The organism is Nonomuraea solani, assembly GCF_900108335.1.
GTDB lineage: Bacteria > Actinomycetota > Actinomycetes > Streptosporangiales > Streptosporangiaceae > Nonomuraea > Nonomuraea solani.
On the sequence record NZ_FNVT01000027.1, the window covers coordinates 39,692 to 64,518 of the forward strand.

The window sequence follows — 24,827 nt, forward strand, 5'->3', positions numbered from 1 at the left end:
GAGAGGACGCGTCCTGGATTATCCAGGTTCGCCCGCCATGCCCAACCGGTATCAGCCGTCGCAGTTGGGGGTGCAGAGGCGGCGTTCCATGCCCTGCAGGAAGAAGTCGCGCACCTGGAGGATGTTCTCGGCGATGTACGCCTCGCCGCCCGTGGCCTTGGCCAGGGCCTCCATCTGCGTCTTGCCCTTCTTGGCGTCCGGGCCGAACGCGATGAGCAGGATGCTGATCGGCTTCTTCGGGTTGTAGGTCTTCTTCAGGTACTGCAGGATCTCGGGGTTCTTGACGCCGCCGTCAGGATCGTCGTTGCCCGCGCCGTCCGTGAGGATCAGCAGGGTGTTGACCTTGTCCTCCTGGAAGGTCTTGGTGAGCTGCCCGTACGCCGCCTTGACGGTGTCGTTGAGCCCGGTGTCGCCCGTCGACTTGGCCTGGATCTGGGCGAACGTCTTGACCAGGGCCTCCTTGCGGAGCGACCCGTCGATCGACTCGGCCAGCGGACCGACCGAGACGAGCTCCTTCCAGTCCTTGTTCTGGCCGTCCAGGTGCGTGGAGAACGTCCACAGCCCCATCTCGGAACCGGCCGGGAAGAGCCCGAGACCCTCGGTGGCGATCTTGTTGATGGCCTGCATGCGGGTCATGCCGGTGCCGGGCACGGGCAGCGCCATCGTCCCCGAGACGTCGAGCAGGGTGAGCAGGCGGGTGCCGAGGTTGAGCCTGGACCAGGTCTGCACCATCCGCGTCACGGTCGCGGTGTCCGGCGGGTCGAGGGCGGCCGGCGTCTCCGGGGTGAAGCCCTTGTCCTCCGACAGGGCGGTGCCCGCCTTGCCGTCCGCGCTGCGGAAGCCCGCCTCGCGCAGGGTCTTCTTGGCCGACTCCGTGTTGAGGTCCTGCTTGAAGTCCGTGGCGGCCTTCAGCACCGCCGGGTCCTTGGTGAGGATGGTGACCGGATAGTCGAGGCTGAGCGTGCCCTCCTTCGGGTAGAGGGCGACGACCGGAGCCTCCGGCTTCTTGGTGTTGTGGGCGTAGATGGCCTGCTCGGAGGTGACGCCGACGGGCACCTTGCTGCCGGACTTCACGGTCAGGCTGGCGAGCAGCGCCGTCGAGTCGGAGGCGAGCGCGCCCGACAGCTCCTTCAGCGCGCCCACCAGGGCCTTGTCCTGGCCCGCCTCCTTGGCGGTGCCGGCGGCGGCCAGCAGCGCGGCCAGGCCGGCGGAGTTCTTCTGGGGGTCGAGGGCGAGGACGCGTACCTTCTTGCCGGGTCCGTCCACGTTGGCCACGTTCGCGGCGGAGATCATGGCGGCCCAGCTCGGCTGCAGCGTGCCGGACAGCTTCGTGGCGGCCGCCTTGGCCGCGGCCAGCACCACGGGCGAGGTCGCGATCGAGCTGTCGATCTGCGGCAGTGCCTCGCCGGCCGGGGTCGTGCGCAGGCTCTCCATGAGCAGGCTGGAGTCCGCCACCCAGAAGTCGGCGCCGACCTTGCCGGCCGCGAGCGCGTTGGCCGTCCTGGCCGCCGCCTCCTTGGTCACCGTCACCTCGACGCACTTGCTGTCGATCGAGTGCATGGCCTTGTTGTAGTTGCCGGCGATCCTGCTCAGCGCGGGCTGGATGTCGGGGGTCGCGACGACGCGCAGCGCCAGCTTGCCGCCCGTGCAGTCGTGGTCGCGATTGAAGATCACGAACGCGGCGACGCCGAGCAGCACCGCCAGGGCGACAGCGCCGGCCAGGGGTACGAGCACCCTGCCGCGGCCACGCCTGGCCCTTCTGCGGGGGGAGGGTTCGTTGGCTCTGTATCCGCCATCGAGCTCGTCTGTGCGGTGTCGCCCCACGATGTCCTCTTAGGTGTGTTTTGAGACCTTCCGGAGACCCTAGCGGGAGATACTCCGCAATACTCCGGGAACGATACTCGGTGCAGTCAGTGTGGCAAAACAGCCCTTTTGGTGCGGCGATTACGTACTGTGGCGTTCAATGGCAGCATGCGTGACCATGCCAGGCCCGCTTTCCCTCCCGTACGGCCACCATCGCCAGTACCACCGCGACGGCCGGATCCACCCACCACCATCCCGCCGCGTTGAGCCCCAGACCGGCGAGCACGCCCGCCGCCATGGCCGCGCAGAGGAGGTTCTGCGTCCCCTCGCCCGAGGTGGCCGCCGAGGCCAGCCGCGCCCCGAGCCGCCGCTTGGCGATGCCCAGCACCGGCATGCTGACCAGGCTGAACGACGTCACCACGATCCCCAGCACGCTCGGCACGGCCCGATGCCCCGCCTGCAGGTCGTGCGCCACGTGCAGGACGAGATAGGGCGCCAGCAGCCAGAAGCTCATCGCCACCGCCCGCCTGGCGGTGTGCTCGGCGCTCGGCGACAACGTGCGGGTGCCGGTGAACCGCCACACCACGATCAGGCTCGCCAGCGCCTCGACGAGCGCCGACAGCCCCCAGCCGATCAGCGCCACCGAGTGCGCGGCCAGGCCCGCCGCCAGGCCGAGCGTGCTCTCCGCCCCGAGCCAGACCAGCGTGGCCACGGAGAGGGTGCGGGCCGCGCGCGCATCCCGGAGCCATGCGGCCGACGCGGCCGGATGCTCATGAATCCGCTGATCAGACACCATGAACCCCCGAACTCCCGGCTATCCGGCCGTCGACAGCGATACGTACGGTACCCGTTACCGGCCGTAACCCCGGTGCGCGGCGGCAAAGGATGGTCAAGCTTCGGCCGCATAATGAGCGTCGATCATCCGATCCTCAGGGGGGCAGGGTCATGCCGTTCACGCCCGGGCACATCGCCGCGGTGCTGCCGTTGATCTCTTCGCCGCGGCTGCGCGGACATGTCGATCCGTGGGCGCTGGCGCTTGGGGCCATGGTGCCCGACCTGCCGATCTTCCTGCCGTTCCTGCCCGACTACACCGACTGGCACTCCTGGCTCGGCGTGGTCACCATCGACCCGCTCGCGGTCCTGATCCTGCTGCCCCTGTTCCACGGCGTGCTGCGCGACCCGCTGATCGCGCTGCTGCCGCCGTCTCTCGCGGGCCGAGCCGCGCTCCTGGCCCCCGACCGGCTCCGCCTCCTGCCCATGATCGCCGGCGCGGTGCTCGGCGCCGCCACGCACGTCCTGTGGGACTCCTTCACCCACTCGACGGGCCCGATGGAGTGGGGCGCCTGGCTGGCGGTGCCGGTCTTCGGGGTGATCAGGCTGTTCCGCCTGCTGCAGTACGTCTCGTCCGTGGTCGGGCTGGGCATCGTCGTGTGGTGGGGGTGGCGCGGGCTGTCCAGGATGGCGGCGGCGCCCGTACCGGAGAGACTGCGCATCGCGCCGCGCGTGCGCCGGACCGTCATGGCGGCCGGCGCCGCCGGGATCGTGGCGGGCGCCCTGCTCTGGCCGCTCGTGGACGAGCCCAGCCCCGCGCTCGGCCTGCCCAGCGTGATCACCAAGACCGGCGCCGGCACGGTGATCGGCCTGTGCCTGGTCCTGGTGTCGTACGCGGCGGTCTGGCAGGTCAGGCGGCGCATGGCAGTATCGGAAGGTGCTTGAACACGTAACCGACGCCGACGACCCCCGCCTGTCCGACTACACCCGGCTGAGGGACGTGGAGCTGCGCAAGAGCCTCGAAGCCGAGCGCGGCCTGTTCGTGGCCGAGGGGGAGAAGGTGATCAGGCGCGCCATCGGCACCGGCCACCCGATCCGCTCGATCCTGACCACCCGCCGCTGGCTGGCCTCGCTGGAAGACGTGCTCGGCGACGCGACCGTCTACGTGGCGAGCGACGAGATCCTGTCGGGCGTCGCCGGCTTCCAGGTCCACCGCGGCGCCCTGGCCTCGATGGAACGCCTGCCCCTGCCCTCGGTGGAGAGCCTGCTCAAGGGCGGTGGCCGGCGGGTGCTGGTGCTGGAAGACCTGGTCGACCACGCCAACGTCGGCGCGATCTTCCGTTCGGCGGCCGCGCTCGGCGTGAACGGCATCATCCTGTCGCCCCGGTGCGCCGACCCGCTCTACCGGCGATCGGTGAAGGTGTCGATGGGCGCGGTCTTCTCGATCCCGTACGCGCGGATGGACGACTGGTTCGAGGGGCTGACGCGACTGCGGGAGGCGGGCTTCCAGACCCTGGCCCTCACCCCCGACCAGCACGCCACCCCCATGGACACGATCATGCCGGCCGAACGGGTGGCGCTGCTGCTGGGCTCGGAAGGCGACGGGCTCTCGTCCCGCTGGCTGGAGGAGGCCGACGAGACGGTGTGCATTCCCATGAGCGCGGAGGCCATGGCGGCGGGGGTCGATTCGCTCAATGTGGTGGCGGCCGCGGCGATCGCCTGTCATGAGCTGATGCGTTCCGCGAACGAGTTTCCCTAAGATCGCCACCATGCTTTCACCCGCCGGTTTATGCGGAGTCATTCTGCTGCTCCTCTCCGCCACTTCGTGCGCTGCTCCACCACCCCTTCCTGGCCGGCCGGAAAAGCTTCCCGCGGCGCCCGAATACGAACCGGCGGCGAAAATATGGCCTGACGCCTTTGTCAAGGTGCCCGCGCTCGTCAAGAAGGGGAGCGCCCTTGAGCCGGCGGCCATGCTGGGCAAGGAGAAGGTTCTGCTGATCGCCGGGCGATGGTCGCGGCCCACTTTCCACTCCTACGACCTTCGGACCAAGAAGTTCCGCACCCTTGGTACGGCGCCGAAGTGGACGGACTGCAGTGCCTGCTTCGAGCTCAGGAGTGTGGCCACGAGCGAGACCCGGATCGTCTGGACGGTGGGCGTCTACCGCTCCGAGCCGTGGAACGCCGGCAAACGCCACGTGGAACTGTGGACCATGCCCCGGTCGGGCGGCGACATGAAACTGGTGACCTGGCTGACCGGCCATGACGAGCTGCCCATGGACGACGAGCTGTCGATCGCCGGCGACGACGCGGTCTGGCGCGGCGGATCGCATGCGTACCGCGTGCCGCTCGGTGGCGGCCCCGCGCAGCGGCTCTCGGTGGCCGAGCGGAAGGCGCCCGAATTCCCGGGGCTGGAAAGCCTCGCCACGCAGTGCGGACGTGAATGGTGCGTCGGCATGGTGCCGTCCCGTCGTTACGCACTGACCGAACTCGCCGTGCTGCGAAAGGACGGGTCGGATCGCCGAAAAGTCGTGGCCGCGTATGGAAAGCCGCTGATGAACGATCGGTTCGGTCTTTTCGGCGGTCCATATATCGGTGACGTCTACGACGGTGACAATCCCGGGCCGCAGCCGGTTCTCTACGACCGGTGCACCGATACCACCGCCCGGATCGGCGGGTTACTGAAAGAGGACCCCGGCTACGAGATGCGGACGGGCGGTGAGACCGCGGCCGCCCCGGACGAGCCGATTCTTTACTGGACCTCGCCCGATCGGAAATCCTGGACGGTGCTCGATCTGTCACGAATCCCGGACTCCCCGTGTCAGGGCGGTTCCGTGTCCACCGAATAGGCCGGCCGTGTCGGCGTCGTGGTCGAGCCCGGTTCCCGGCGGGCCGGTGATACCTCACCCTGCGTACCGTCATCGAAGGGGCGGCGGGCGTTTAGGAGCGTGCCACGGGGCACGGGCAGAGACCACATCGACGCAAGGAGTTGGGATGAACCCCGTAGAGAAGGCCACCGCGCTGGGAATGAGCCTGGTCAGCGGCGCCTTGGCAGCCGCGATGTTCAAGCAGGTGTGGAAGCTGGCCTCAGGGCAGGACAACGCCCCGGACGCCGACGACCTCGAACGCGGCTGGACGGAGGTGCTCGTCGCCGCCGCCCTCCAGGGCGCGATCTTCGGCCTCACCAAGGCCGCGGTCCAGCGCGCGGGCGCCCAGACCTTCCACCGCAGGAGCTAGCCCGCTACTGGCCGTCGATGAGCCAGTCGGGATGGCGGTCGAAGTCGTAGGCGTCCGGCTCGCTGATGATCGGACGGTTCGCGCCGCCCTCCCTGATGTGCCGCTCCAGAGTGGTCACCTGCGGCTGCGTCGTGATGAGCGTGAGCTCCCAGGTGGCTCCGTCGTGCGGGTGCGGGACTTCGGCGATGTCGATGGAGGTCGCCAGGCCGGCCCGGAGGATGCCGTGCGCGAGTTCGGCCGCCCTCACATGACCCTCGATCGTCGTGCGAACCTCGATGTATTCCGCCATGAGGTCGTCCTTTGCGGAGGTGTGTGCCCTTCACCCTACTTGCGGGCACTCGTGATCGGACCGCCTTTTCCGCTTCGCTTGCGCATGATTGGCATCAGAAATTTCATATCAAGAACGCGGTGGCGCGGTGGAGTCGCGGACGATCAGCTCGTACGGGAACAGCACCCGTTCCGGCTCGGCCGCGCCCCCCGACAGCAGCAGCCGCCCCGCCGCCGCCCCGATCTCCTGCTTGGCCTGCCGGATCGTCGTGAGCCCCGCCTCCTCGGCCGCACTGTCGGAGAACCCCACCACCGACACGTCATCCGGCACCCGCAACCCCAGGTCGGCGGCGGCGTCGAGGATGCCGAGCGCCAGCACGTCGGTGTTGGTCAGGATCGCCGTCGGCCGCGGCTCCCGCTCCAGCAGCGCGTGCCCGGCCCTGCGCCCCGCCTCGCGCGAGTTGCGCGCCAGCTCGTAGAACGGCACCTCGGCCCAGTCGACGCCGGCCTCCTCGCAGGCCCGCTGGTAGCCGCCGCGCCGCGCCCGCATGGCCGCGAACACCGCCCCCTCCTGCCGCTCCTGATCGGCCCAGCCGTTGTGGCCGTCTTCGTGCAGCCCCACCATGGCCACGCCGAGCCGCCGGTGCCCGAGGCCGAGCACGTGCCGCGCCGCCGTCGCCCCGGCCGCGGGCTCGTCGATACCGAGGAAAGGATGCCCGGGCACATACGGCTCGTCCACGAACACCACGGGCAGCTTCCTGGCCAGCACCTCCGCCAGCGCCGGATGCCCGTCCGGCAGTGACATGACGCAGAACGCGTCCACCACCGCGCCCTTGACCGTGTCGCTGCGCCGGTCGCCATGCGGCAGCGGCAGGATGAGCAGCCCCACCCCGGCGTCCTCGGCGGCGGTGGCCAGCCCCTGGAAGAACCCGATCGAGTACGGGTCGGCGAACGCGTAGGCCAGCGTCTCGCTGAACAGCAGCCCGAGCGCCCCGGCGCGGCCGAGCCGCAGCGAGCGCGCGGTCGGGTTGGGGCCCGCGTAGCCGAGTTCGTCGGCCACCTCCAGGATGCGCCGCCGCAGCCCGTCGCTGAGCTGGTCGGGGCGGGAGAAGGCGTAGGACACCGTCGCCCGGGACACGCCGAGCCGGTCGGCGATCGTCTGGAGGGTCACCTTGGGCACCGTCCAACCGTAGCGGAGAGCTTGCCGCGCCGTTCTTAATCAATTAAGGTCTTAATTGATTAAGGAGGAGTCATGGAGGCTATGCAGGTTCTCGCTCACCAGACGGCGATGGGTTATCGGGAGTCGCTCGGCGAGGCGCTCCCGGGTGCGCCCCGGCGGCCGCACCGGAACGCGGCGAAGGTCCGCGTACGGCTCGCGTACTCGCTCCGCTGGACCGCCGACCGCCTCGATCCGGCCTGCCGGACGATCTGATGTTGCACAATGTGAGCGTCTAATCACTCAGGGCGGCACGGGCCGGGGGTTTCATGAACGTGGTCTGGATCATCGCAGTCGTCACCACGGCCGGGCCCCTGAGCCCGGTCCCGGCTCACAACACCGCCCAGGACACCGCGCTCACCTGCGCCGTCGCCACCCCGTCGGGCCGGCCGCTGACCTTCACGCCCCGGGTCGGGCTGGCCCCGCGCCGCGTCACCGCCCGTGGCCACCTGGAGCTCACCGGCTGCACCTCGCCCGACGGCTCGGCCACGTTCCTGCGGTCGGGGTGGGCCAGTGTGCGGGCCGACGCTCAGACGTCCTGCACCAGCGCCCGCCACGTGCGCGGCAAAGCCGTGATCACCTGGTTCGGTGTGACCGGTCGTCCCGTGGGCACCTCGAAACTGCTGGTCAGAGCTGACCGCCTCGTCGAGCAGCACCCGGCCGACACCCTGCTCACCGGCAGCGTCGCCGCGGGACGGCTCGCGGGCGAGCGCGTCCGTGGCGGCATCACCCCCGCCACGGCCATCCTCGGCTGCGCCACCCAGGGCATGGCCACCCTCCCGGGCAGCGGCCGCATCACCTTTGGCTGACCAGGTCAGCTCAGGGCGGACTGTTCGCCCGCGTAGTCGAGCAGTTGCTCGGCCGTGCCGAACCGGCGCTCGTTCCTGTCGCCCAGCAGCACGCCCACGATCCGCTGCCCGTTGCGCTCACCCGCGAACAGCAGGCAGTAGCCGGCCGCGTTCGTGTAGCCGGTCTTCACCCCCAGCACCCCGTCCGCCCGCCCGAGCAGCTTGTTCGTGTTGCGCCAGGTGTGCGCCCGGTGCAGCGCCGTCTTGGTCACCTTGTGCACCTTGCTCCCGACCACGGCCGTGAACGTGTCGCTCGCCAGCGCCCGCTGTGCCAGCTTGACCTGGTCGACGGCCGTCGAGTAGCCGCCCTTGGCCGGCGTCGGCATGCCGTCCGGGTTGGTGTAGCGGGTGTCGGCCAGCCCCATGGCCTGGGCGGTGCGGTTCATCTTGGCGATGAAGGCCGTCTTGCCGGGCCCGTAATGCCGCGCCAGGGCGTTGGCCGCGTCCGCGCCCGAAGGGAGCATGAGCGCGTACAGCAGGTCTCTGGTCGTGAGGCGCTCGCCCTTCTTCAGCCCGGCGGTGGCGGCGCCGCCACGGGCCGCGTACTTGACGTCGGTCGCGGTGATCGTGATCGTGTCGCTCAGGCTGGCCTCACGCAGCACGACGTACGCCGTCATGATCTTGACCAGGCTGGCCACCGGCACCCGCCGTGTCTCGCGCTTGCCGAAGTGGATCGTTCCCGCCGAGTCGACGACGTACGCCTCCGAGGCCCCCACGGCCGGTGCGTCCGCGGCCATGGCCGGGGACGAGACGCCCAGAAGCACCGCGACGATGGCAGAGCTAATGAAACCCCCAATACGCATGATGAACATGGTGACAGGAGATCAGCCGTTCGTTTGCCTAACTCGGCCATGAGTCACCATCAGATGGGGGTAAATCATTGATAGATCCGATATGGCGGGGAGTGTGGCCATGACAGGTGGCATGGCGGGCAGGTTCGTCATCAGCGAGGACGGGCAGGGCGGCTACCGTTTCGCGCTCGTCGCGAACAACGGTCAGACGCTGGCGGTCGGGGAGGGTTTCCCGAGCAAGGTCGCCTGCGTGAACGGCATCGAGACCGTGCGCAGGAACGCGCCCGAAGCCGCCATCGAGGATGCGAGCGGGCAGGAGATCTAGGAGATCAGCAGCTTCTCGTCCGCGCTCCGCCGCCTGCGCCTGCGCCGCACCACGAACCAGACCGCGAGCGCGACGGCGAGCACGGCCACGATGGCCGCCGTGACGGGTGACCGCGCGGCCAGCTCCAGCCAGCCCCACACGAGCGCCGTGAGGCCGAACCACCACATCGGCGCCCAGGTCAGGCAGCCGAGGGCACTGGCGACGACGTACCAGGGATAGGACACGCGCAGCGCGCCCGCCACCCACGGCAGCGTGTGCCGGAGCACGGGCACGTAGAAGCAGCCGTAGACGGCCAGCGCGCCCCACCGCTCGATGACCTGCTCGATCTTCTCGATGCGCTCCCGGCCGATCTTGACGCCGACGCGCGAGTCGTAGAGGCGCTCGCCGAGCGTGCGGCCGACCCAGTAGTAGACCTGGAACGCGCCGAACAGGGCGACGATCAGGATGGCGCCCACCAGCCAGTAGGGCAGCCCGAACCAGTATGGCGCCGTGGGTGCGGGGACGGCGATCATCGCATGCCGCATGTACCGGCCACCACCCCTCCAAAACCCTTAGGTCAGCCTTACCTTAGTTCAAGGTGCAAGTGATTGCCACACCGGCTTGCAAGCCCTCCGGAAGAGGGTGCAACCAGCCGACAACCAGGACTCAACCACCCTGTCTCACTCTATGGGTGAGCAAGAAGGGGTGATGACGATGCCGACGAGAAGCGCGGCCGTCCTGGCCAGTGGCACCGCGAGCGCGGCCAAGCTGTTCGTTGCGGCTCTGGCGTTCACCAGCGCGTACGTCGGCTTCTCCGCCTACAGTAACGCCAGCTCGGCGACCGAGCCCACCCGGCCCGTCACCCTGTCGGCCCGCGAGCTGCCCATCACCGTCCCCGTCCAGGAGACGGCCGCCCCGGTCAAGGCCGGTGAGGTGGCCGTGACCCTCCTGGCCGACGGGAGCGCCGGCTGCCTCAGGTCGTACGTGGCCCGCACCACGGTGGCCAACCCCGACCCCGGCCAGAGCGTCTCGTACGGCTGGAAGCTCACCCGCTGGAGCCCGGCCACCAAGACCTGGCGCTCCTACCTGGTCGACTACGCCGGGTTCACCGGCGCGGGACGGCCGGCCGAGTGGCGCCCCCAGATCTCCGGCAACCCGGGCTGGTATCGCGTCGAGCTGTCGGTCGAGGGCGCCGAGCCCGTCACGAGCGACCGTTTCCAGGTGAGCTGTTGACCGACTGCCGCGCGGCCTCGACCCAGCGCGGCACGCCCACCCGCTCGGCCACCTCCAGCGCCTTCTCGTAGTGCTCGCGGGCGGCGTCGGGCTGCCCCAGCCGGATGGCCAGGTCGCCGAGCGTCAGCGCCACCGGCCACAGCGCCACCACGCCGGTGCCCGCGCCCGCCACCCGGTCGGCGAACGGCTTCAGCTTGTCGTAGCAGTCGACCATCCGCTCCCGGTCGTCGAGCAGCATGCCGGCCAGCGCGCGCCAGGTCATCACCAGTTCGTACAGGAAGTCGGGGCGCACCGGCGGACGCGTGGCGGCCACGGCCCTGGCGTCGTTGAGGTGCCCCGCCGAGGCCAGCGCCAGCGCGTAGGCGTCGAGCGTCCACTTGGCGCCGCGCAGATGGGGCTCGGCCAGCAGGTCGACCGTCTCAGCGGCCCGCCCGGCGACCAGGTGGAGGCAGAACTGGGTGATCAGCGGCAGGTCCTGGCGGCCCTCCAGCATGCCCGCGCGCGCGGTCATCCTGGCCGCGTCGCGATAGGCCCGCTCGGCGCCCTCGTAGTCGCCGGAGATCATCAGCCGCTGGCCCGCGTACCAGACGACGACCGCGGCGGGGGCCGACAGGTCGTACTGCTTGGCCAGGGCGTCGGCGGCGGCCGCGTGCTCGTCGGCGGCGGCGAACTCGCCCCGGGCCGCCGAACACTCCAGCAGCACCAGGTGGGCCAGCGCCTGCGTGGCCATCTGGCCGGAGCGCTGGGCCACCTCCAGCAGCTCCCTGCCGATGCTCTCGCGGGAGTCGACGGCGGGGATGTCGTAGGACTGCCGCAGCCGCCCGCTCAGCGCCGCCGCGATCAGCGACGGATCGCCGCTCTGCCGGGCCAGCTCCAGCGCCTCCAGCGACGCCTGCCGGCCGCGCTCGGGCGAGGAGGAGCCCTCCAGCTCCAGGGCCAGCGTGGTCAGCAGGCTGGCCCGCAGCCGCTGCTCACCGGCGGGCAGCTCGATGAGCGCCTTCTCGGTGACGTCGACGATCTCCCACGCGGTGCGGGTGAAGTCGCGCGCCATCCCCTTGTGCGGGACGGCCAGCGACGCCGCCACCTTCGCGGTGATCTCCAGGTCGCCCAGCGGCAGCGCGGCGTCCATGGCCTGGCGGCGCAGCAGCCGGGCCGCCGACATGTCGCCGCACAGGGCCAGGGCCCTGATCTGGCGCAGCATGAGCCGCAGCCGCTCCTTGGCCCGCTCGGGCCGCTGCTCGCCGCTCTGCTCCTCGCCGCGCGAGCGGTCGAACGCGGCGATGGCCTGCTCCCACAGCGTGGCCGCCTCGCGGTGGGCGAAGCGCCGCTCGGCCTGCTCGGCCGCCAGCCCCGCGTAGTGGACGGCCTTCTCCGCCGCGTCGGCCAGGTAGTAGTGGTGGGCCAGCGCCGCCACGTCGGACGGCGTGTGCTGCTCGATGACCGCCGCCACGGCCGCGTGCAGCCTGGCGCGGCGCAGCCTGGAGGCGTCGGAGTAGATCGTGTCGCGGACCAGGTCGTGGTCGAACCGCAGCATGCCGGGCCCCGGCTCGGTCACCAGACCGGCCAGCAGCGCCGCCTCGACGGCCTCGATCACCGACTCCTCGTCGACCGCGACGGCGACCAGCACGTCGAGGTCGACGTCACGCCCGATCACCGCGGCCTGCAGCAGGATCTGCTGCGCGCCCGCGGGCAGCCGCGAGATGCGCCGGCGCAGCACGTCGCGCACGCCGGAGGGCACCTGCGAGAGCACCTCGGTGGCGCTGGCGCGGTCGGCCGCGCCCTCGGAGTCGAGCAGGCGCACGGTCTCGCGGACGAAGAACGGGTTGCCGCCGGTGCGCTCGACGATCGACTCGACCGCATCGTCGTCGATCTCCCGCACGCAGGTGGCCTTGACCAGCTCGGCCACGGCCTTCGGGTCGAGCCCCGACAGGCCCACGCGGACCGGGCTCAGCCGGGCCAGGGCGGCCAGCACGTCGGACTGGCGGTCGTCGAGCTCGCTCTCCCTGCACGTCACCACGAGCAGCACCCGGCTGGTGGCCAGCAGGCTCGGCAGCGCGCGCAGCAGGGCGAGCGTCTGGTCGTCGGCCCAGTGCAGGTCTTCGAGCGTGAGCAGCACCGGCGAGTGCCGCGCGACGCCGGCCAGGTAGCCGCCGACCGCGCGGTGCAGCCGGAAGCCGCCGGAGGCCTCGTCCTCGTCGGGGTCGGGGGCGGCGTCGTCGATCAGCGGCGCGAGCAGTTGCGCGTATTCGCCCGCGCCGGTCGTGCCGATGAGCGTGCGCAGGATCTCCACCCAGGCCCAGCCGGGCGGGGTGGCGCTGGAGTCGGGGCAGGCGCCGGACGCGGTGGTCCAGCCGTCGGCGCCGAGCCTGCCTTCGAGCTGGCGCAGCAGCGTGGTCTTGCCCGCGCCGGCGACCCCGGCCACGATCGCGACCTGGAACCTGCCCGTGCGCGAGGCCGCCGTGGTGAGCCGGGACAGCTCGGCGTCGCGGCCGACGAACGGCTCGGGCTCCAGCGGCGGCGGCTCGACGGGCGCGGCAGGGCGGGGCGGCCAGGTGTCGCTGACCTGCGCGGCGGGCCGTGCGGGCCGCGCGGGGGTGGCCAGCTCCAGCTCGGGCGACTGGGCCAGGATGTCGGACTCCAGCTTGCGCAGCGCGGGCCCGGGGTCGATGCCGAGCTCGTCGGCCAGCATGTTTCTGGCCCTGCGCAGCGCGGCCAGCGCGTCGCCCTGCCGGCCGCAGCGGTAGAGGCCCAGCGCCAGCAGCCGCCAGCCCTCCTCGCGCAGCGGATGCTCGGCGGTCAGCGCTTCGAGATCGGGAACGGTCTCGGCGTGCAGGCCCAGCCGCAGCCCGGTGTCGGAGTGGCGCTCGCGGGCCACCAGGCGCAGCTCGGTCAGCCGGTTGACCTCGGCCTCGGCCCACGCCTGGTCGGCGAAGTCGGAGTAGGGAGTGCCGCGCCACAGCCCCAGCGCCTTCTCCAGGCGCCCGCGGGCGGACTGCGGGTCGCTCTCCTCCAGGTGCTCGCCCGCGGCGCGGACGAGTTGCTCGAACCGCAGCGCGTCGACCTGGTCGGAGGCCACGCGCAGGGCGTAGCCGGACGCGACCGTCACCAGCAGCCGGTTGGGCCCGCCGCGCGGGCGGCCGGGCTCCAGCACCCTGCGCAGGCGCGAGATGTAGACCTGCAGGCCCGACTGCGCGCCCTTGGCCGCGTCGTCGTCCCACAAGTCGTAGAGAAGGGTGTCAACGGGCACGACCTGACCTCTGGCCACGAGAAGTCGGGCGAGGACGGCCCGCTGCCGCAACCCGCCGAGGTCGAGTTCGTCGTTTTCGTACGCCTCGACTGGCCCCAGAACTCGGAACGCCACCATGTCAGCCGCCACGCTATGCGGGCCTATGAATCACGCACAAGGTCTTTGATGGAGTTGGGATTGTCACTAGGTGGCCTTCGAGATCGCGGACGGGGGTTCCGCGCCGGCGTTCCGGCCGTTGCGCCTGCGCAGGAGCGCCCATGCGCCTAGTGCCAGGCCGCCGAACGGGATCTCGATAGTGTAAGTCCAGAAGCCGAAAAGCAGTGCGGTCGCCACCGCCGGAGCGCCCGCCACACCGAAGGCGATGAGCAGCCCGGCCACCCCGCTCTCCATGATCCCCGCCCCGCTGGGCGTGACCACGGCGCTGGTCAGCACCCGCGACAGGGCGAAGACGGCGATCGACTGGGCCAGCCCAGGCCAGGCTCCGGTGGCGTGCATGCAGGCGGCCATGATCGCCCACTGGAACCCGAGGAAGAACACCATGCCGAACGACAGCCCCGCCCACCGGGTGTGGACGACGCCCGCGGTGTCGGCGCGCAGCCGGTGGAAGGCGCCCGAGGCGTCGACCTTGAGCCGCAGCAGCCGTGTGAGGCGGTCGAGCGCCCTGCCGAGCACGTCGGCGGCGCGCTGCCAGTAGAGCGCGACCGCCACGATCGCGACGAGCGCCAGGATGGAGATCGCGCCCGTCCAGCCGGCCTTGGCCACGGTCGCGTTGGGCACCTGGCCCGCCATCAGCAGGGCGATGATCCCGACGGCCGGCAGGATGAACCTGAACAAGGTGTTCCAGATGCCGCTGACCAGCGTCATGACCACGATCGACCGGTTGGCGAAACCCCAGCCCCTGGTCATCGCGAACGACAGCGCCACGCCGACCGCGCCGCCGAACGGCAGCAGGTTGCTCACGGCGCTGCCCGCCGCGTTGAGCGTGAGCGCCTGCGGGTGGCTCAGGCCCGGCAGGGAGTTGGTCAGCACGAACGTGTAGGCCAGCAGGCTCAGCAGCCACAGCGCGGCCATCAGCGCGATCTCGCCCGCGCCGAGCGAGGTGAAGATCGTGCCGATGTCGGCCCAGGAGACGTCCTTGCCGGTGAGGGTGCGCACGATCTGCGGCAGGTAGACCATGAGCAGCACGGCCAGCCCGAGCGACAGCACGGACAAGGTGATCTGGAGCCACTTGTTCTTCATCGGGGTCCAGTCTGCCGGGTGGCCGGTGTGGCCACGTCAACCCTGAGAACTACTTGGGCCACCGGTCGAAGGGATGAGTGAGCCGGGCGCCCAGGGGGAGGTCGCGGCGGACGTACCACTCCGTGCCGAAGACGAAGCGGTAGATCACGCGCGGGACCTTGAGCATCACGGCGAGCGTGCGGTCGGTCTCGCCGCCGCTGGCCTGGGAGGAGTGGGCGGCCATGGAGGCCCGCTTCTGTTTCGTATATTTCCGGACATTGACGCGGTGGGTGATCGTCTCGCTCGCCGAGTACGCGCTCTCGAACGTCCGTACGTCGAACTCCGGCGGGAACTTGTAGAACCTGCCCGCCAGCTTCAGCAGCCGGACCAGCGGATCGCGGTTGACCGTCGCCTCCAGGACGATCTCCGTGCCCGCGATCTTGGCCGCCCGCTTGCCGACCCGGTGCACCTGCACGTGGTCGGGATGCCCGTAGCCGCCCGCCGGATCGTAGATCGCCAGCAGCTCGGCCTCCTCCTCCTGCAGGATCGCGGCCAGCGCCTTGGCGGCCTCCTCGGTGTCGGCGTCGATGAAGGCGTTGTCGGGCCGCTCCTCGGCGCTCCCGCCCTGCGGGCTCAGCCCGGAGTCGCCGTAGCCGAGACACTCCACGCGGGCGCAGCCGAGCAGCGCGGCGGACTCGTAGAGCTCCTTGAGCCGGGTCTCGCCCAGCTCCTCACCGGGCCCCATCTCGGCCAGGCCGCGCTCGCCCGCCGTGGCCACCACGAGCACCACGCGGTGACCCTCGGCCGCGAGCATCGCCATGGTGCCGGCCGTCAGCAGGGCCTCGTCGTCGGGGTGGGCGTGGAAGAACACAGCGGTACGTGGAGGCACACGCCCAGATTAGTCTGGGAGGGGTGCGGATCTTTCACGTGAGTGACTGTTACCTGCCTCGACTCGGGGGGATCGAGGTCCAGGTGGCCGATCTCGTGCGCATGCAGCGGGAGGCCGGGCACGAGGTGTCCGTGGCCACGGCCACCAGGGGCGAGGCGTTGCCCGGCGTCCACAGGATCGTCGCGAGGATGCCGTTCGACCTGCCCGTGCACCCGTTCGGAGTGGGGCATCTCACGCGCCGGATCACCTCCATCCGGCCCGACGTGGTCCATGTGCACACGGGTGCGGTCTCGCCGTTCGCCTGGATGGGCGTGCGCGCGGCGGCCAGGGCCGGGGTGCCGTGCGTGGTGACCGTCCACAGCATGTGGGATCCGGTCACCCGCGGCGTCTACCGGCTGCTGCGGCTGGGGTTCGGCTGGCAGCGGTGGCGGCTGGTGGCGACAACGGTGAGCAACGCCGCCGCCGTGCCGATCCGCGCCGTGGCCGGGCCGGGCGTCCCGGTGCGCGTGGTCTCCAACGGCCTCGACCTGTCCGGCTGGGCGCCGCCGCCCGGCGCCCCGCCGCGGCACTCCGACGTGCACATCGTCGCCGTGGGCCGGCTGGCGCCGCGCAAGCAGCCCGTGCGCCTGCTGAAACTGCTCCAGGCCGCCCGGGAGCGGGTGCCCGCCCGGATCCCCATGCGGGCCACGATCGTCGGCGACGGACCGGCTCGCGGGCAGATGGAGCGTTTCCTGGCCCGGCACGGCATGGCCGGCTGGGTGTCGTTGCCCGGCCGCTACACCCGGGAGCAGATCGCCAAGGTGCTGGAGTCGGCCGACGTGTTCGTGGCGCCCGCGCCCAGGGAGTCGTTCGGCATCGCGGCGCTGGAGGCGCGGGCCGCCGGGCTGCCCGTGGTGGCCAGGGCGCAGAGCGGCGTCGCCGACTTCGTCGCGAGCGGCACCGAGGGCCTGCTCGGGCGCACGCTGGGCGACCTGGCCAGGGCGGTGGCGCGACTGTGCGAGGACACGGAGCTGCGCGAGTCGATCGCCGCCCACAACCGGGCGACGCCGCCCGCCGCGGGGTCGTGGCCCAGCGTGCTGGCGGGGTTCGACGGGGCGTACGAACAGGCCGTGAGCCTCAGGTCAGGTGCGGCGTAGCACCACGTACCCGTCGCGTTCGAAGACCTTCGTGTAGCCCTGGCCCTGCAGCTCGCCGACCTCGGCGAGCTGGTCGGCGGCGGAGCCGAACGGAAACTCCCAGCGCGTGACGTCGGCCACCACCCACGGCGCGCCCTTCGATTCGGCGGTCCACAGCAGGACGGTGGCCTTGGACGTGAGCGCGGGCCCGACGGAGTTGACGGCCTCGACGGTCACTCCGGCGGGCACCTGGGCGACGGCCGCGGCCGCCGCGGCCGCCTTGGGCTCGGCGTAGAAGCCCGGATGGTAGAGCTGGTCGAGAGCGAACTTCGGCACCAGGGTGAGCGCGACGACGCAGGCCCCCGCCGCCCAGGCCAGCTTGAGCGAGGCGTCGTCGGAGCGCTTCGCCCAGCGCAGCAGCCGGGCCAGCCCGTCGACGCCCGCGCAGAAGAGGATCACCACGGTGAACGCGCTGTACTGGAAGTCCGCCTGCCACCACTGGCCGCGATCGGAAAGCATGCGTTCGAGCACGTGCGGCAGCGCCACCAGCGACACCGGCGAGAGCAGGCACAGCAGCAGCGTCGGCCACGCCAGCAGGAACAGCGTGTCGACCTTGGCCTCGTCGCTGAACGGCAGCAGCACGGCGGCGATCGGGTCGCGCAGCAGCCCCATGATCGCGCCGGGCAGGTCGGGGCCGAGATGGTCGTAGGCCCAGAAGTCCTTGGCGTCGCCGCCGAACGAGGTGATCAGCAGCCCGCGGACGAGCAGCACGGCCCCGAGCCCGAACCCCATGGCGATCAGGCCGCGCAGGCGGTCGCCGATGGCGATCAGGCACAGCCCGGCCCCGATCACCATCAGCCCCATGTCCTCCTTGACCAGGAGCAGCGCGATCATCGCGACGAACGCCGGCGGCACCCGGCCGGCGTGGTAGCGCTCGATCATGATGGCGGTGAGCACGGGGACGAACATCACCTCGTGCGCGTCGAACGCGGCGGCCTGCGCGATCGGCCACGACAGCGCGTACGCGACGGACACGAGATAGGCGGGCGCGACCCCCAGCACCCGGCGGGTGAAACGCCACAGGAACGGGATCGCGGCGGCGAACAGCAGCGCCTGCGCGACGATCAGCGTCCCGGGCCCGTCGTGGATCCAGTAGAACGGCGCCAGCGCCGCGTAGACGGGCGAGAAATGATCGGCGAGCTGGAGATACTCCATGCCCCGCCCGTGGAACATGCCCAGCACGGGAATGTAGGGCGGGCGGAGGTTCGCGTAGTTGCGCACGGCCTGGTCCACGATCACCAGGTCGAACGAGGTGGCCCGGAAGGTCGCCAGCTTGACCAGGCCCAGAACGGCGTAGGCCACCGCGGCGGCGAGCGCGACTGCGCCCACCCGCCCGCGGTGGCCCGACCACTTCTTCCATGGGGAGGGAGCGGCGCTCGCCCCCGTTCGCGCCACGTCTGTCTCACCCGTCACGAGCAGCAAGACTAGAACGAATCCTCCCCAACCTGACGCGGCCGCCGCCCCAGCCTGCCCCCCACAGGTGGTGTACGGCGGCCGCGAGCCCGTCAGGTGCAGGCAGAGGTGATCTTGGTCTGGAAGCCCGTGATCTTGCCGGTGAACTCGGTGGCCTTGCCCAGGTCACCGTCCTCAAGAGTGCTGAAACCGGCGGCGAGGTCGTTCAGCGCGGCGGCGACTTCGCCGTCGTACTTGCCGGCCAGTTCCTTGGTCTTGTCCGCCGCGGACTTCGAGGCGTCCCCAAGGGCCTTGGTGTCCGTGGCATTCGCGGTGATCGCGCTGGTCCACTCGGTGACGATCTTGCTCGCGTCATTGGCGGCGGTGTTGCAGTCAACGGCCTGGCCAAGCGCACCACAGGCGGTGGTGAGGGCGGCAAGAGTCAGCGTCGCGGCCGCGACGGCCAGGCGACGACGAGGGGGAGTCATGTTCCGTGCCCTTCGTAGGTTTAGCGAACGAAGGGAACATTATGGGCCAGGACTTGACCATCGCTTGCACCCCACTAACACCACGGGTATCAAGTGGCCGTAAAGCCGTGCAGGAGGACCCGCACGATCTCCTCCGGTTCCGGCAGGGGAAGATCCAGGAGCCCACGGTAGGCGACGAATCCGGCGAACAGGTCTGTGAGCAGCCACAAGTCGGCTTTCGGCGGCAGTTCGCCGCGTTCGATGGCGCGCTCGTACACGACCCATGAGCGCCGCATCCGGGTGCGCATGCCGGTGCGGATGATCTCGGCGACCGCGGGGTCGCGGCCGGCCTCGCCGAACACCTGCCTGGCCATGCGCGACACCTCCGGGAACCGCCAGAGGGCGAGGGTGTCCGCGACCACCACCCGCAGGTCGCCCTCCAGGGAGCCGGTGTCGGGGACGGCGACGTGCGTGTCCATGAGGCCGGTGATGGTTTCGAGGAGCATGTCGCGCTTGGTGGCGTAACGCCGGAACACGCTCGCCCTGCCCACGCCTGCCGCGGCGGCGACGTCGTCCATGGTGAAGTCGAGGCCGTGGGAGAGCAGCAGCCCGGTGGCGGCCTGCCTGATGCGGTGATCGACCGTCGGGTCGGGTTTGCGGCCGCGCGCGGACATTGTGATACTCCTAGTATCTGATACTGCCAGTCTCGGTTATGGGGGTCGTAATGAGAGTAATCGTGATCGGCGCGGGCGTCGCGGGGCTCGCCCTGGCGCGCGGGCTGCTCAACGCCGGGCACGAGGCCGAGGTCTACGAGGAGGCCCCCGAATTGCGTACGGCCGGGGGCTCGGTGTCGCTCTGGCCCGGCAGCACGGCCATCCTCGATGAGCTCAAGGCCGATCACACGGGCGTCGGGCGGCGGCTGGAGACCCTGGAGTCGTGGTCCGGCGACGGGCGCGAGCTGCTCACCATCGACCTGACCGCGGCCGAGCGCCGCTACGGCCACCCCAGCGTGCACGTGGCCAGGAGCGAGCTGGTCGAGCTGCTCGCCGACGGGGTGCCGGTGACCTACGGCATGCCCGTCGAGCACGTGGTGCCCGAGCGCGCCGAGGCGCGGCTGGCCGATGGGCGTACGGTGCGCGGCGACGTGCTGGTCGGCGCGGACGGCCGCCGGTCGGTGGTGCGCAGGGCGCTGTGGGGCGACGATCCCGCCAAACTGAGCGGCTGGGTCACCTGGCAGGGCTTCACCACCATGCCCACCGCGCTGACCGAGACGCACAGGGCCGTGATGATCGCCGGCGCGAAGGGGTTGTGCGGGCTGATCCCGGCGGGCCAGGGCCGGCTGCTGTGGTGGTTCGACGTCAGGTCGGCGCCGGGGGAGCCGTTCTGGGGTGACGACACGCGGGTGGTGGAGCGGCTGCGGGAGCGGTTCGGCGGCTGGGCGGAGCCGGTGCCCGGCATCCTGGAGACGATCACGGACATCGACTTCTTCCCGCACCACCGGCACGTCATCCCGCCGGTCTGGGGCAAGGGGCCGACCACGCTGGCCGGCGACTCCGCGCACACCATGCCGCCCACCATGGCCCAGGGCGCGAACCAGGCGCTGGAGGACGCCTGGCTGCTGGCCGGGTCGCTCGGCGATCTGCGCGGCTACGAGCGGGCCCGGTCGAAGGTGGCGCGCAGGCCCGCCAGGCTGGCCGCGACAGAGGCCACCAACATGCAGCGGCCGATGGTGGAGCTGCTGTCCGACAGGTTCGTGACCAGGCTGTACACCACGCTGCTGCGCAGGTACAGCAACTACCTCTTGACAGCCTCCTGAGGCCAACTGACTATGTCGCATATAGAGCAACTCGGTGCGTAATACGCAACAAGAGGTGTCGGTTGACCAGCTTGATCTCCACGCTTCCCGGCCGTTCGTACACCGATCCCGAGGTGTTCGCGGAAGAGCAGGCCAGGATCTTCGAAAACCTCTGGTTCTGCGCGGTCAAGGCCGAGGACCTGCCGAAACCGGGCGCGTTCAAGACGGTCCAGATCGGCCGCGAGAGCGTGATCGTCGTACGCGGCCGCGACGACCGCCTGCGCGCCTTCCTCAACGTCTGCCGCCACCGCGGCGCCCGCTTGTGCGTGGAGGACGCGGGCGAGGTCAGGAGAACGATCAGGTGCGCGTACCACGCCTGGTCCTACGACCTCGACGGCCGCCTGGCGGCCGCGCCCAACCTGGCCAAGATGCCCGACATCGACCGGGCCGAGTACGGCCTGGTCCCCGTGCACCTGCGTGAATGGCTGGGTTACGCCTGGTTATGCCTGGCCGCGGAGCCGCCCTCGTTCGAGGAGACCGTCACCCACTCGGCCACCGAACGTCTCGGCGACCCGGCCGCCATCGAGCGCTACCACGTGGACAAGCTGGCCCTCGGCCGCCGCGTCGTCTACGACGTCAGGGCCAACTGGAAGCTCATCGTCGAGAACTTCATGGAGTGCTACCACTGCGCCACCATCCACCCGGAGCTGACCGCCGTGCTGCCGGAGTTCGCCGGGGGGTACGCGGCGCAGTATTACGTCGGGCACGGCGCCGAGTTCGCCGCGCGGGCCGAGGGGTTCACCGTGGACGGCAGCCGGGGGTTCGGCAAGCTGCCCGACGTCTCCGAGGACCAGGACCGCCGCTACTACGCGATCACCGTCAAGCCGCAGGTGTTCGTCAACCTGGTGCCCGACCACGTGATCGTGCACCGGATGTTCCCGATGGCCGTGGACAGGACCGTCGTGGAGTGCGACTGGCTCTACCACCCCGACGTCGTCGCCTCGGGCGCCGACCTGTCGCTGTCGGTCGAGTTGTTCCACCGGGTCAACGAGCAGGACTTCGACGCCTGCGAACGCACCCAGCCGGGGATGTCGTCACGGGCGTACCGGGCGGGCGGGGTGCTCGTGCCCAGCGAGCACCACATCTCGCTCTTCCATCAGTGGGTGAACCAGCGCTTGCGCGGATAGCGCACGGTGAGGCCGCCGTATTTGGTCTTGCCGCTGACCACCACGGAGAGGTGGCCGGGGCGGGGCCTGCCCGGCACCTCGGACGTCGCGGTCCTGCCCCAGTCGCTGCGGAAGGCGTCCACGTTGACCGACGCGCCCTCGGGCAGAATGATCTTGGCGGAGCCGTAGTCGAGCGCCAGCTCGATCTCCACGACGGAGTGCGCGATGACGGCCTCGGACAGATCGAGCTCGACGCTGCCGTACTTCGAGGTGACCCGCATCCGCCGGGGCACGGACCAGTCGCCCGAGCGCTTGATGTTGCCGTTCTTCGAGTCGAGCTCGACCACCTCTGGGACGGGCGGGGCGTGCTCGGCCGGCAGGTCGGTCACCAGGCCCAGCAGATCGCCGTACGTCTTCGCGGTCAGGGCGATCTCGAGCCGGTCCTCGAGCTCCAACTGATTGAGACGGCCTTCGCTGAATGCGTGCTGTAGCTGCTGTGCGGTGCGCTCTCGGTCCTCGTCGGAGACCCGCATCTGCATTTCTGGCATGTCCCGAGCATAGGTTCGCAGGGCTCAGAACGGGAGGCGCCGGCCAGATGGTGTCCGCAGATCGAGAGGTAGGGGCCGTTGTCCGGGGCGGGGGCGTTGGATGACCTGGACTCTCTTCACAACTTATTAGGTACCCAACGGATTGCCTTGAACTCCTCATCCTTGGGTAGCGTGAGGCGTGATGTCAGCGGACCCGTTCGTACATCCGGCGCTCTTCTACCGGGGCGACCGGCACTACACCGCTGCCACCACGGCTTTCATCCGCGCCGGGCTGGCCGCTGGTGAGCCGGTGGCGGTGGCCGTGCCGGCCCGGAATCTCGCCCTGATCGAAAAGGAACTGGGCGCGGACGCGGGCGATGTGCTGCTGCTCGACATGGGCAAGGCGGGGCGCAACCCCGGGCGGATCATCCCGGCCGTGCTGCGCGACTTCGCCGACCGGCATCCCGGCGGGGGCCACGTGCGGATCATCGGCGAGCCGATCTGGCCCGATCGCACGGCGACCGAATATCCGGCCTGCGCCCAGCACGAGGCGCTGATCAACCTGTCGTTCGCGGGGCAGGCCGTGACGATCCTGTGCCCGTACGATGTCGAGAACCTGACCTCCGAGGTGGTCCTGGAGGCGGCCCGCACCCATCCCGTGCTGCAGGACGACTCGGGAGAGTGGGCCAGCGACGACTACGCGCCCGAGCTGGTGATCGACGGGCACAACCGGGCGCTCGACGAGCCCGCCGAGTTCACCTCCGTGCGGTTCGACAACACCAACCTGTCGGCGGCGCGCGGGCTGGCCGCGCGGGAGGCCGCCGCGATGGGGTTCGACCACGACCGGATCGACGACATCCGGCTGGCGGTGGCCGAGCTGGGCGCCAACAGCCTGGACCATGGGGGCGGGTCGGGGACGGTCCGGGTGTGGCGGGCCGATGGGCTGCTGGTGTGCGAGGTCACCGACAAGGGGCACATCACCGACCCGCTGGCGGGGCGGCGGCCCGTCGATCCGCGGGAGGCCGGGTCCCGGGGGCTGCTGATCGTCAACCTGCTCAGTGACCTCGTACGGGTGCACACGCGGCCTGGGGGGACGACGATCCGGATCTACTTCGACCCCCGCCCGTCCGGCTGACCGGCCGCTTTTCCGTCACCCCCGTGGTCAGCGTTCGACCTCGGTCATGCTGGGGTAGCGGGCCCCGCGTACGGCGTCCGCCGGGACGGCCGTGACCAGTGCGTTCAGTTGCTCGGGGGTCAGGGTGACGCCGTCGGCGGCGGCGTTCTCCTCCAGGTAGCGCAGCCGCTTGGTGCCCGGGATCGGGACGATGTCGTCGCCCTGGGCGAGCAGCCAGGCCAGGGAGATCTGCGCCGCCGTCACCCCGGCGGCGTCGGCGATCTTCTTCACCTCGTCCGCCAGCGCCCGGTTGTGCTCGGCGTTCTCGCCCATGATGCGCGGCATGTGGCGGCGGAAGTCGTCGGCGGGCAGCTCGTCGGCGCTCGGCAGCGCGGCCGACAGCAGCCCCCGGCTGATCGGCGAGTACGCCACCAGCCCGACCCCCAGCTCCCTGGCCGCCGGCAGGATCTCCGCCTCCAGCCCCCGCGTGAACAGTGAGTACTCGCTCTGCAGGGCCGCGATCGGGTGCACGGCGACCGCGGCGCGCAGGGTGTCCGCGCTCACCTCCGACAGGCCCAGGTGGCCCACCTTGCCCTGCCGTACCAGCTCGGCCATGGCGCCGACCGACTCGTCGATCGGCACGTCCGGGTTGCGGCGGTGCATGTAGTAGAGATCGATGTGGTCGACACCGAGGCGGCGGAGCGAGGCGTCGCAGGCCGCCCTGATGTACTCGGGGCTGTTCTGGATCGTGCGGCCGGAGCCGTCGCGCTGGATGCCGAACTTGGTGGCCAGCACGACCTCGTCGCGCCGGTCCGCGATGGCCCGGCCGACCAGTTCCTCGTTGGCGCCCCTGCCGTACATGTCGGCGGTGTCCAGAAAATTCATGCCCAGGTCGAGAGCGCGGTGAATGACCGCGATCGACTCTTTCTCGTCACCCTGGCCGTAGAACTCCGACATGCCCATGCAGCCGAGACCGAGCGCGGAGACCTGGAGTCCGTTCGTGCCGAGCGTGCGCCTGTTCACATCAGCTCCCGGTAATTGTCGATCTTGTAGTCCAGCACCTTCAGGTCCTGGGTCAGCTCGGCGATCCTGGACCGTACGCGCTCCCGGTGCAGCTCCAGCATGTGCATGCGCTCGGTGGCGGTGTGGTCGCCCATGCGCCGCAGCTCCGCGTACCGGCACATGTCGGCGATCGGCATGCCCGTCGTCCGCAGCTTGAGGAGGAACTCCAGCCACTGGAGGTCCTCCTCCGCGTAGTCGCGGTGCCCGCTGCCGTCGCGTCCCACGGAGTGGATGAGCCCGATACGCTCGTAGTAGCGCAGCGTGTGAGCGCTCAGCCCGGATCGCCGGGCGGCCTCCTGGATCGTCAT

The 24,827-nt window shown here is 70.6% G+C and carries 27 protein-coding genes; 12 read left to right on the forward strand and 15 right to left on the reverse strand.

Features of this window, described 5'->3' with window-relative positions:
* Positions 1–51 precede the first annotated feature (51 nt).
* Together C4V41_RS52185 and C4V41_RS52190 are read right to left on the reverse strand one after the other, a co-directional pair.
* Entirely contained in the window at positions 52–1,734 is a 1,683-nt protein-coding gene (locus C4V41_RS52185) for a substrate-binding domain-containing protein (RefSeq protein WP_103963536.1), read from the reverse strand.
* A gap of 226 nt (positions 1,735–1,960) precedes the next feature.
* Complete coding sequence (locus C4V41_RS52190; protein ID WP_103963537.1) at positions 1,961–2,599, reverse strand: cation diffusion facilitator family transporter; 639 nt, start codon at positions 2,597–2,599, stop codon at positions 1,961–1,963.
* A 149-nt stretch (positions 2,600–2,748) separates the two neighbouring features.
* Here C4V41_RS52190 and C4V41_RS52195 point away from each other — a divergent pair, with 149 nt between their 5' ends.
* The 4 genes from C4V41_RS52195 to C4V41_RS52210 all read left to right on the forward strand — a co-directional run bounded on the left by C4V41_RS52195 (position 2,749) and on the right by C4V41_RS52210 (position 5,808).
* Positions 2,749–3,519 (forward strand): DUF4184 family protein, encoded by a 771-nt coding sequence (locus tag C4V41_RS52195; protein ID WP_103963538.1) that lies wholly within the window; start codon positions 2,749–2,751, stop codon positions 3,517–3,519.
* Complete coding sequence (locus C4V41_RS52200) at positions 3,512–4,333, forward strand: TrmH family RNA methyltransferase (RefSeq protein WP_103963539.1); 822 nt, start codon at positions 3,512–3,514, stop codon at positions 4,331–4,333. Before C4V41_RS52195 ends, C4V41_RS52200 begins: the two co-directional genes overlap by 8 nt.
* Positions 4,334–4,343: 10 nt before the next feature.
* Positions 4,344–5,420 (forward strand): hypothetical protein, encoded by a 1,077-nt coding sequence (locus C4V41_RS52205; protein ID WP_146104138.1) that lies wholly within the window; start codon positions 4,344–4,346, stop codon positions 5,418–5,420.
* 145 nt (positions 5,421–5,565) lie between these two features.
* Complete coding sequence (locus tag C4V41_RS52210; protein WP_103963541.1) at positions 5,566–5,808, forward strand: DUF4235 domain-containing protein; 243 nt, start codon at positions 5,566–5,568, stop codon at positions 5,806–5,808.
* Positions 5,809–5,812: 4 nt separating this feature from the next.
* Here C4V41_RS52210 and C4V41_RS52215 read toward each other — a convergent pair whose 3' ends face one another.
* Positions 5,813–6,097: a hypothetical protein gene (locus C4V41_RS52215; protein WP_103963542.1), complete on the reverse strand. Its 285-nt coding sequence runs from the start codon at positions 6,095–6,097 to the stop codon at positions 5,813–5,815.
* Positions 6,098–6,205: 108 nt separating this feature from the next.
* Positions 6,206–7,255 carry a LacI family DNA-binding transcriptional regulator gene (locus C4V41_RS52220; protein WP_103963543.1) on the reverse strand — a complete coding sequence of 350 codons (1,050 nt, stop codon included), beginning with the start codon at positions 7,253–7,255 and terminating at the stop codon, positions 6,206–6,208.
* Positions 7,256–7,327: 72 nt separating this feature from the next.
* On the opposite strand from C4V41_RS52220, the gene C4V41_RS52225 reads away from it, so the two are divergent.
* Entirely contained in the window at positions 7,328–7,507 is a 180-nt protein-coding gene (locus C4V41_RS52225) for a hypothetical protein (RefSeq protein ID WP_103963544.1), read from the forward strand.
* A 53-nt stretch (positions 7,508–7,560) separates the two neighbouring features.
* The gene (locus tag C4V41_RS52230) at positions 7,561–8,100 is read left to right on the forward strand and encodes a hypothetical protein (RefSeq protein WP_146104139.1); all 540 of its coding nucleotides are present in this window, start codon (positions 7,561–7,563) and stop codon (positions 8,098–8,100) included.
* 5 nt (positions 8,101–8,105) lie between these two features.
* Here C4V41_RS52230 and C4V41_RS52235 read toward each other — a convergent pair whose 3' ends face one another.
* Positions 8,106–8,903, reverse strand: a complete 798-nt coding sequence (locus tag C4V41_RS52235; protein ID WP_235030927.1) for a D-alanyl-D-alanine carboxypeptidase family protein — start codon at positions 8,901–8,903, stop codon at positions 8,106–8,108.
* A 148-nt stretch (positions 8,904–9,051) separates the two neighbouring features.
* Here C4V41_RS52235 and C4V41_RS52240 point away from each other — a divergent pair, with 148 nt between their 5' ends.
* The gene (locus C4V41_RS52240; protein WP_235030928.1) at positions 9,052–9,255 is read left to right on the forward strand and encodes a YegP family protein; all 204 of its coding nucleotides are present in this window, start codon (positions 9,052–9,054) and stop codon (positions 9,253–9,255) included.
* On the opposite strand, the gene C4V41_RS52245 is transcribed toward C4V41_RS52240, so the two are convergent.
* Positions 9,252–9,779, reverse strand: a complete 528-nt coding sequence (locus C4V41_RS52245) for a DedA family protein (RefSeq protein WP_103963547.1) — start codon at positions 9,777–9,779, stop codon at positions 9,252–9,254. The genes C4V41_RS52240 and C4V41_RS52245 overlap by 4 nt on opposite strands.
* A gap of 169 nt (positions 9,780–9,948) precedes the next feature.
* Here C4V41_RS52245 and C4V41_RS52250 point away from each other — a divergent pair, with 169 nt between their 5' ends.
* The gene (locus tag C4V41_RS52250) at positions 9,949–10,467 is read left to right on the forward strand and encodes a hypothetical protein (RefSeq protein ID WP_146104140.1); all 519 of its coding nucleotides are present in this window, start codon (positions 9,949–9,951) and stop codon (positions 10,465–10,467) included.
* On the opposite strand, the gene C4V41_RS52255 is transcribed toward C4V41_RS52250, so the two are convergent.
* The 3 genes from C4V41_RS52255 to C4V41_RS52265 all read right to left on the reverse strand — a co-directional run bounded on the left by C4V41_RS52255 (position 10,436) and on the right by C4V41_RS52265 (position 15,821).
* Positions 10,436–13,831, reverse strand: a complete 3,396-nt coding sequence (locus C4V41_RS52255; protein ID WP_103963549.1) for a BTAD domain-containing putative transcriptional regulator — start codon at positions 13,829–13,831, stop codon at positions 10,436–10,438. The genes C4V41_RS52250 and C4V41_RS52255 overlap by 32 nt on opposite strands.
* Before the next feature lie 66 nt (positions 13,832–13,897).
* Positions 13,898–14,953 carry a lysylphosphatidylglycerol synthase domain-containing protein gene (locus C4V41_RS52260; RefSeq protein WP_103963550.1) on the reverse strand — a complete coding sequence of 352 codons (1,056 nt, stop codon included), beginning with the start codon at positions 14,951–14,953 and terminating at the stop codon, positions 13,898–13,900.
* Between the two features lie 49 nt (positions 14,954–15,002).
* Positions 15,003–15,821 carry a PIG-L deacetylase family protein gene (locus C4V41_RS52265; protein ID WP_235030929.1) on the reverse strand — a complete coding sequence of 273 codons (819 nt, stop codon included), beginning with the start codon at positions 15,819–15,821 and terminating at the stop codon, positions 15,003–15,005.
* 38 nt (positions 15,822–15,859) lie between these two features.
* Between C4V41_RS52265 and C4V41_RS52270 the strand changes: the two genes are divergently transcribed.
* The gene (locus C4V41_RS52270) at positions 15,860–16,957 is read left to right on the forward strand and encodes a glycosyltransferase (protein WP_103963605.1); all 1,098 of its coding nucleotides are present in this window, start codon (positions 15,860–15,862) and stop codon (positions 16,955–16,957) included.
* Here C4V41_RS52270 and C4V41_RS52275 read toward each other — a convergent pair.
* From C4V41_RS52275 to C4V41_RS52285, 3 genes are all read right to left on the reverse strand, one after another.
* Positions 16,943–18,409, reverse strand: a complete 1,467-nt coding sequence (locus tag C4V41_RS52275; RefSeq protein WP_235030930.1) for a DUF2079 domain-containing protein — start codon at positions 18,407–18,409, stop codon at positions 16,943–16,945. The genes C4V41_RS52270 and C4V41_RS52275 overlap by 15 nt on opposite strands.
* Before the next feature lie 92 nt (positions 18,410–18,501).
* Positions 18,502–18,876 (reverse strand): hypothetical protein, encoded by a 375-nt coding sequence (locus C4V41_RS52280; protein WP_103963553.1) that lies wholly within the window; start codon positions 18,874–18,876, stop codon positions 18,502–18,504.
* A gap of 89 nt (positions 18,877–18,965) precedes the next feature.
* Positions 18,966–19,529, reverse strand: coding sequence for a TetR-like C-terminal domain-containing protein (locus tag C4V41_RS52285; RefSeq protein ID WP_103963554.1), 564 nt, complete (start codon positions 19,527–19,529; stop codon positions 18,966–18,968).
* A 50-nt stretch (positions 19,530–19,579) separates the two neighbouring features.
* On the opposite strand from C4V41_RS52285, the gene C4V41_RS52290 reads away from it, so the two are divergent.
* Together C4V41_RS52290 and C4V41_RS52295 are read left to right on the forward strand one after the other, a co-directional pair.
* Complete coding sequence (locus C4V41_RS52290; protein WP_160150701.1) at positions 19,580–20,671, forward strand: FAD-dependent oxidoreductase; 1,092 nt, start codon at positions 19,580–19,582, stop codon at positions 20,669–20,671.
* Between the two features lie 62 nt (positions 20,672–20,733).
* Positions 20,734–21,837 carry an aromatic ring-hydroxylating oxygenase subunit alpha gene (locus C4V41_RS52295; protein ID WP_235030931.1) on the forward strand — a complete coding sequence of 368 codons (1,104 nt, stop codon included), beginning with the start codon at positions 20,734–20,736 and terminating at the stop codon, positions 21,835–21,837.
* On the opposite strand, the gene C4V41_RS52300 is transcribed toward C4V41_RS52295, so the two are convergent.
* On the reverse strand, positions 21,807–22,364 hold the full coding sequence (locus C4V41_RS52300; RefSeq protein ID WP_235030932.1) for a DUF1707 SHOCT-like domain-containing protein: 558 nt from the start codon (positions 22,362–22,364) through the stop codon (positions 21,807–21,809). The genes C4V41_RS52295 and C4V41_RS52300 overlap by 31 nt on opposite strands.
* Before the next feature lie 181 nt (positions 22,365–22,545).
* On the opposite strand from C4V41_RS52300, the gene C4V41_RS52305 reads away from it, so the two are divergent.
* Positions 22,546–23,478, forward strand: coding sequence for a sensor histidine kinase (locus C4V41_RS52305; protein WP_103963557.1), 933 nt, complete (start codon positions 22,546–22,548; stop codon positions 23,476–23,478).
* Between the two features lie 27 nt (positions 23,479–23,505).
* On the opposite strand, the gene C4V41_RS52310 is transcribed toward C4V41_RS52305, so the two are convergent.
* Entirely contained in the window at positions 23,506–24,480 is a 975-nt protein-coding gene (locus tag C4V41_RS52310) for an aldo/keto reductase (protein ID WP_235030933.1), read from the reverse strand.
* Positions 24,477–24,827, reverse strand: a complete 351-nt coding sequence (locus C4V41_RS52315; RefSeq protein WP_103963558.1) for a MerR family transcriptional regulator — start codon at positions 24,825–24,827, stop codon at positions 24,477–24,479. The genes C4V41_RS52310 and C4V41_RS52315 overlap by 4 nt, the downstream gene beginning before the upstream one ends.

What these genes read in the sequence shown, in the direction of transcription:
- C4V41_RS52190 (WP_103963537.1), bottom strand. Translation starts at nt 2,599, where the DNA reads ATGGTGTCTGATCAGCGGATTCATGAGCATCCGGCCGCGTCGGCCGCA.
- C4V41_RS52195 (WP_103963538.1), top strand. Translation starts at nt 2,749, where the DNA reads ATGCCGTTCACGCCCGGGCACATCGCCGCGGTGCTGCCGTTGATCTCT.
- C4V41_RS52205 (WP_146104138.1), top strand. Translation starts at nt 4,344, where the DNA reads ATGCTTTCACCCGCCGGTTTATGCGGAGTCATTCTGCTGCTCCTCTCC.
- C4V41_RS52210 (WP_103963541.1), top strand. Translation starts at nt 5,566, where the DNA reads ATGAACCCCGTAGAGAAGGCCACCGCGCTGGGAATGAGCCTGGTCAGC.
- C4V41_RS52215 (WP_103963542.1), bottom strand. Translation starts at nt 6,097, where the DNA reads ATGGCGGAATACATCGAGGTTCGCACGACGATCGAGGGTCATGTGAGG.
- C4V41_RS52225 (WP_103963544.1), top strand. Translation starts at nt 7,328, where the DNA reads ATGGAGGCTATGCAGGTTCTCGCTCACCAGACGGCGATGGGTTATCGG.
- C4V41_RS52230 (WP_146104139.1), top strand. Translation starts at nt 7,561, where the DNA reads ATGAACGTGGTCTGGATCATCGCAGTCGTCACCACGGCCGGGCCCCTG.
- C4V41_RS52240 (WP_235030928.1), top strand. Translation starts at nt 9,052, where the DNA reads ATGACAGGTGGCATGGCGGGCAGGTTCGTCATCAGCGAGGACGGGCAG.
- C4V41_RS52245 (WP_103963547.1), bottom strand. Translation starts at nt 9,779, where the DNA reads ATGCGGCATGCGATGATCGCCGTCCCCGCACCCACGGCGCCATACTGG.
- C4V41_RS52250 (WP_146104140.1), top strand. Translation starts at nt 9,949, where the DNA reads ATGCCGACGAGAAGCGCGGCCGTCCTGGCCAGTGGCACCGCGAGCGCG.
- C4V41_RS52255 (WP_103963549.1), bottom strand. Translation starts at nt 13,831, where the DNA reads ATGGTGGCGTTCCGAGTTCTGGGGCCAGTCGAGGCGTACGAAAACGAC.
- C4V41_RS52260 (WP_103963550.1), bottom strand. Translation starts at nt 14,953, where the DNA reads ATGAAGAACAAGTGGCTCCAGATCACCTTGTCCGTGCTGTCGCTCGGG.
- C4V41_RS52280 (WP_103963553.1), bottom strand. Translation starts at nt 18,876, where the DNA reads ATGACTCCCCCTCGTCGTCGCCTGGCCGTCGCGGCCGCGACGCTGACT.
- C4V41_RS52285 (WP_103963554.1), bottom strand. Translation starts at nt 19,529, where the DNA reads ATGTCCGCGCGCGGCCGCAAACCCGACCCGACGGTCGATCACCGCATC.
- C4V41_RS52290 (WP_160150701.1), top strand. Translation starts at nt 19,580, where the DNA reads ATGAGAGTAATCGTGATCGGCGCGGGCGTCGCGGGGCTCGCCCTGGCG.
- C4V41_RS52300 (WP_235030932.1), bottom strand. Translation starts at nt 22,364, where the DNA reads ATGCCAGAAATGCAGATGCGGGTCTCCGACGAGGACCGAGAGCGCACC.
- C4V41_RS52305 (WP_103963557.1), top strand. Translation starts at nt 22,546, where the DNA reads ATGTCAGCGGACCCGTTCGTACATCCGGCGCTCTTCTACCGGGGCGAC.
- C4V41_RS52315 (WP_103963558.1), bottom strand. Translation starts at nt 24,827, where the DNA reads ATGACGATCCAGGAGGCCGCCCGGCGATCCGGGCTGAGCGCTCACACG.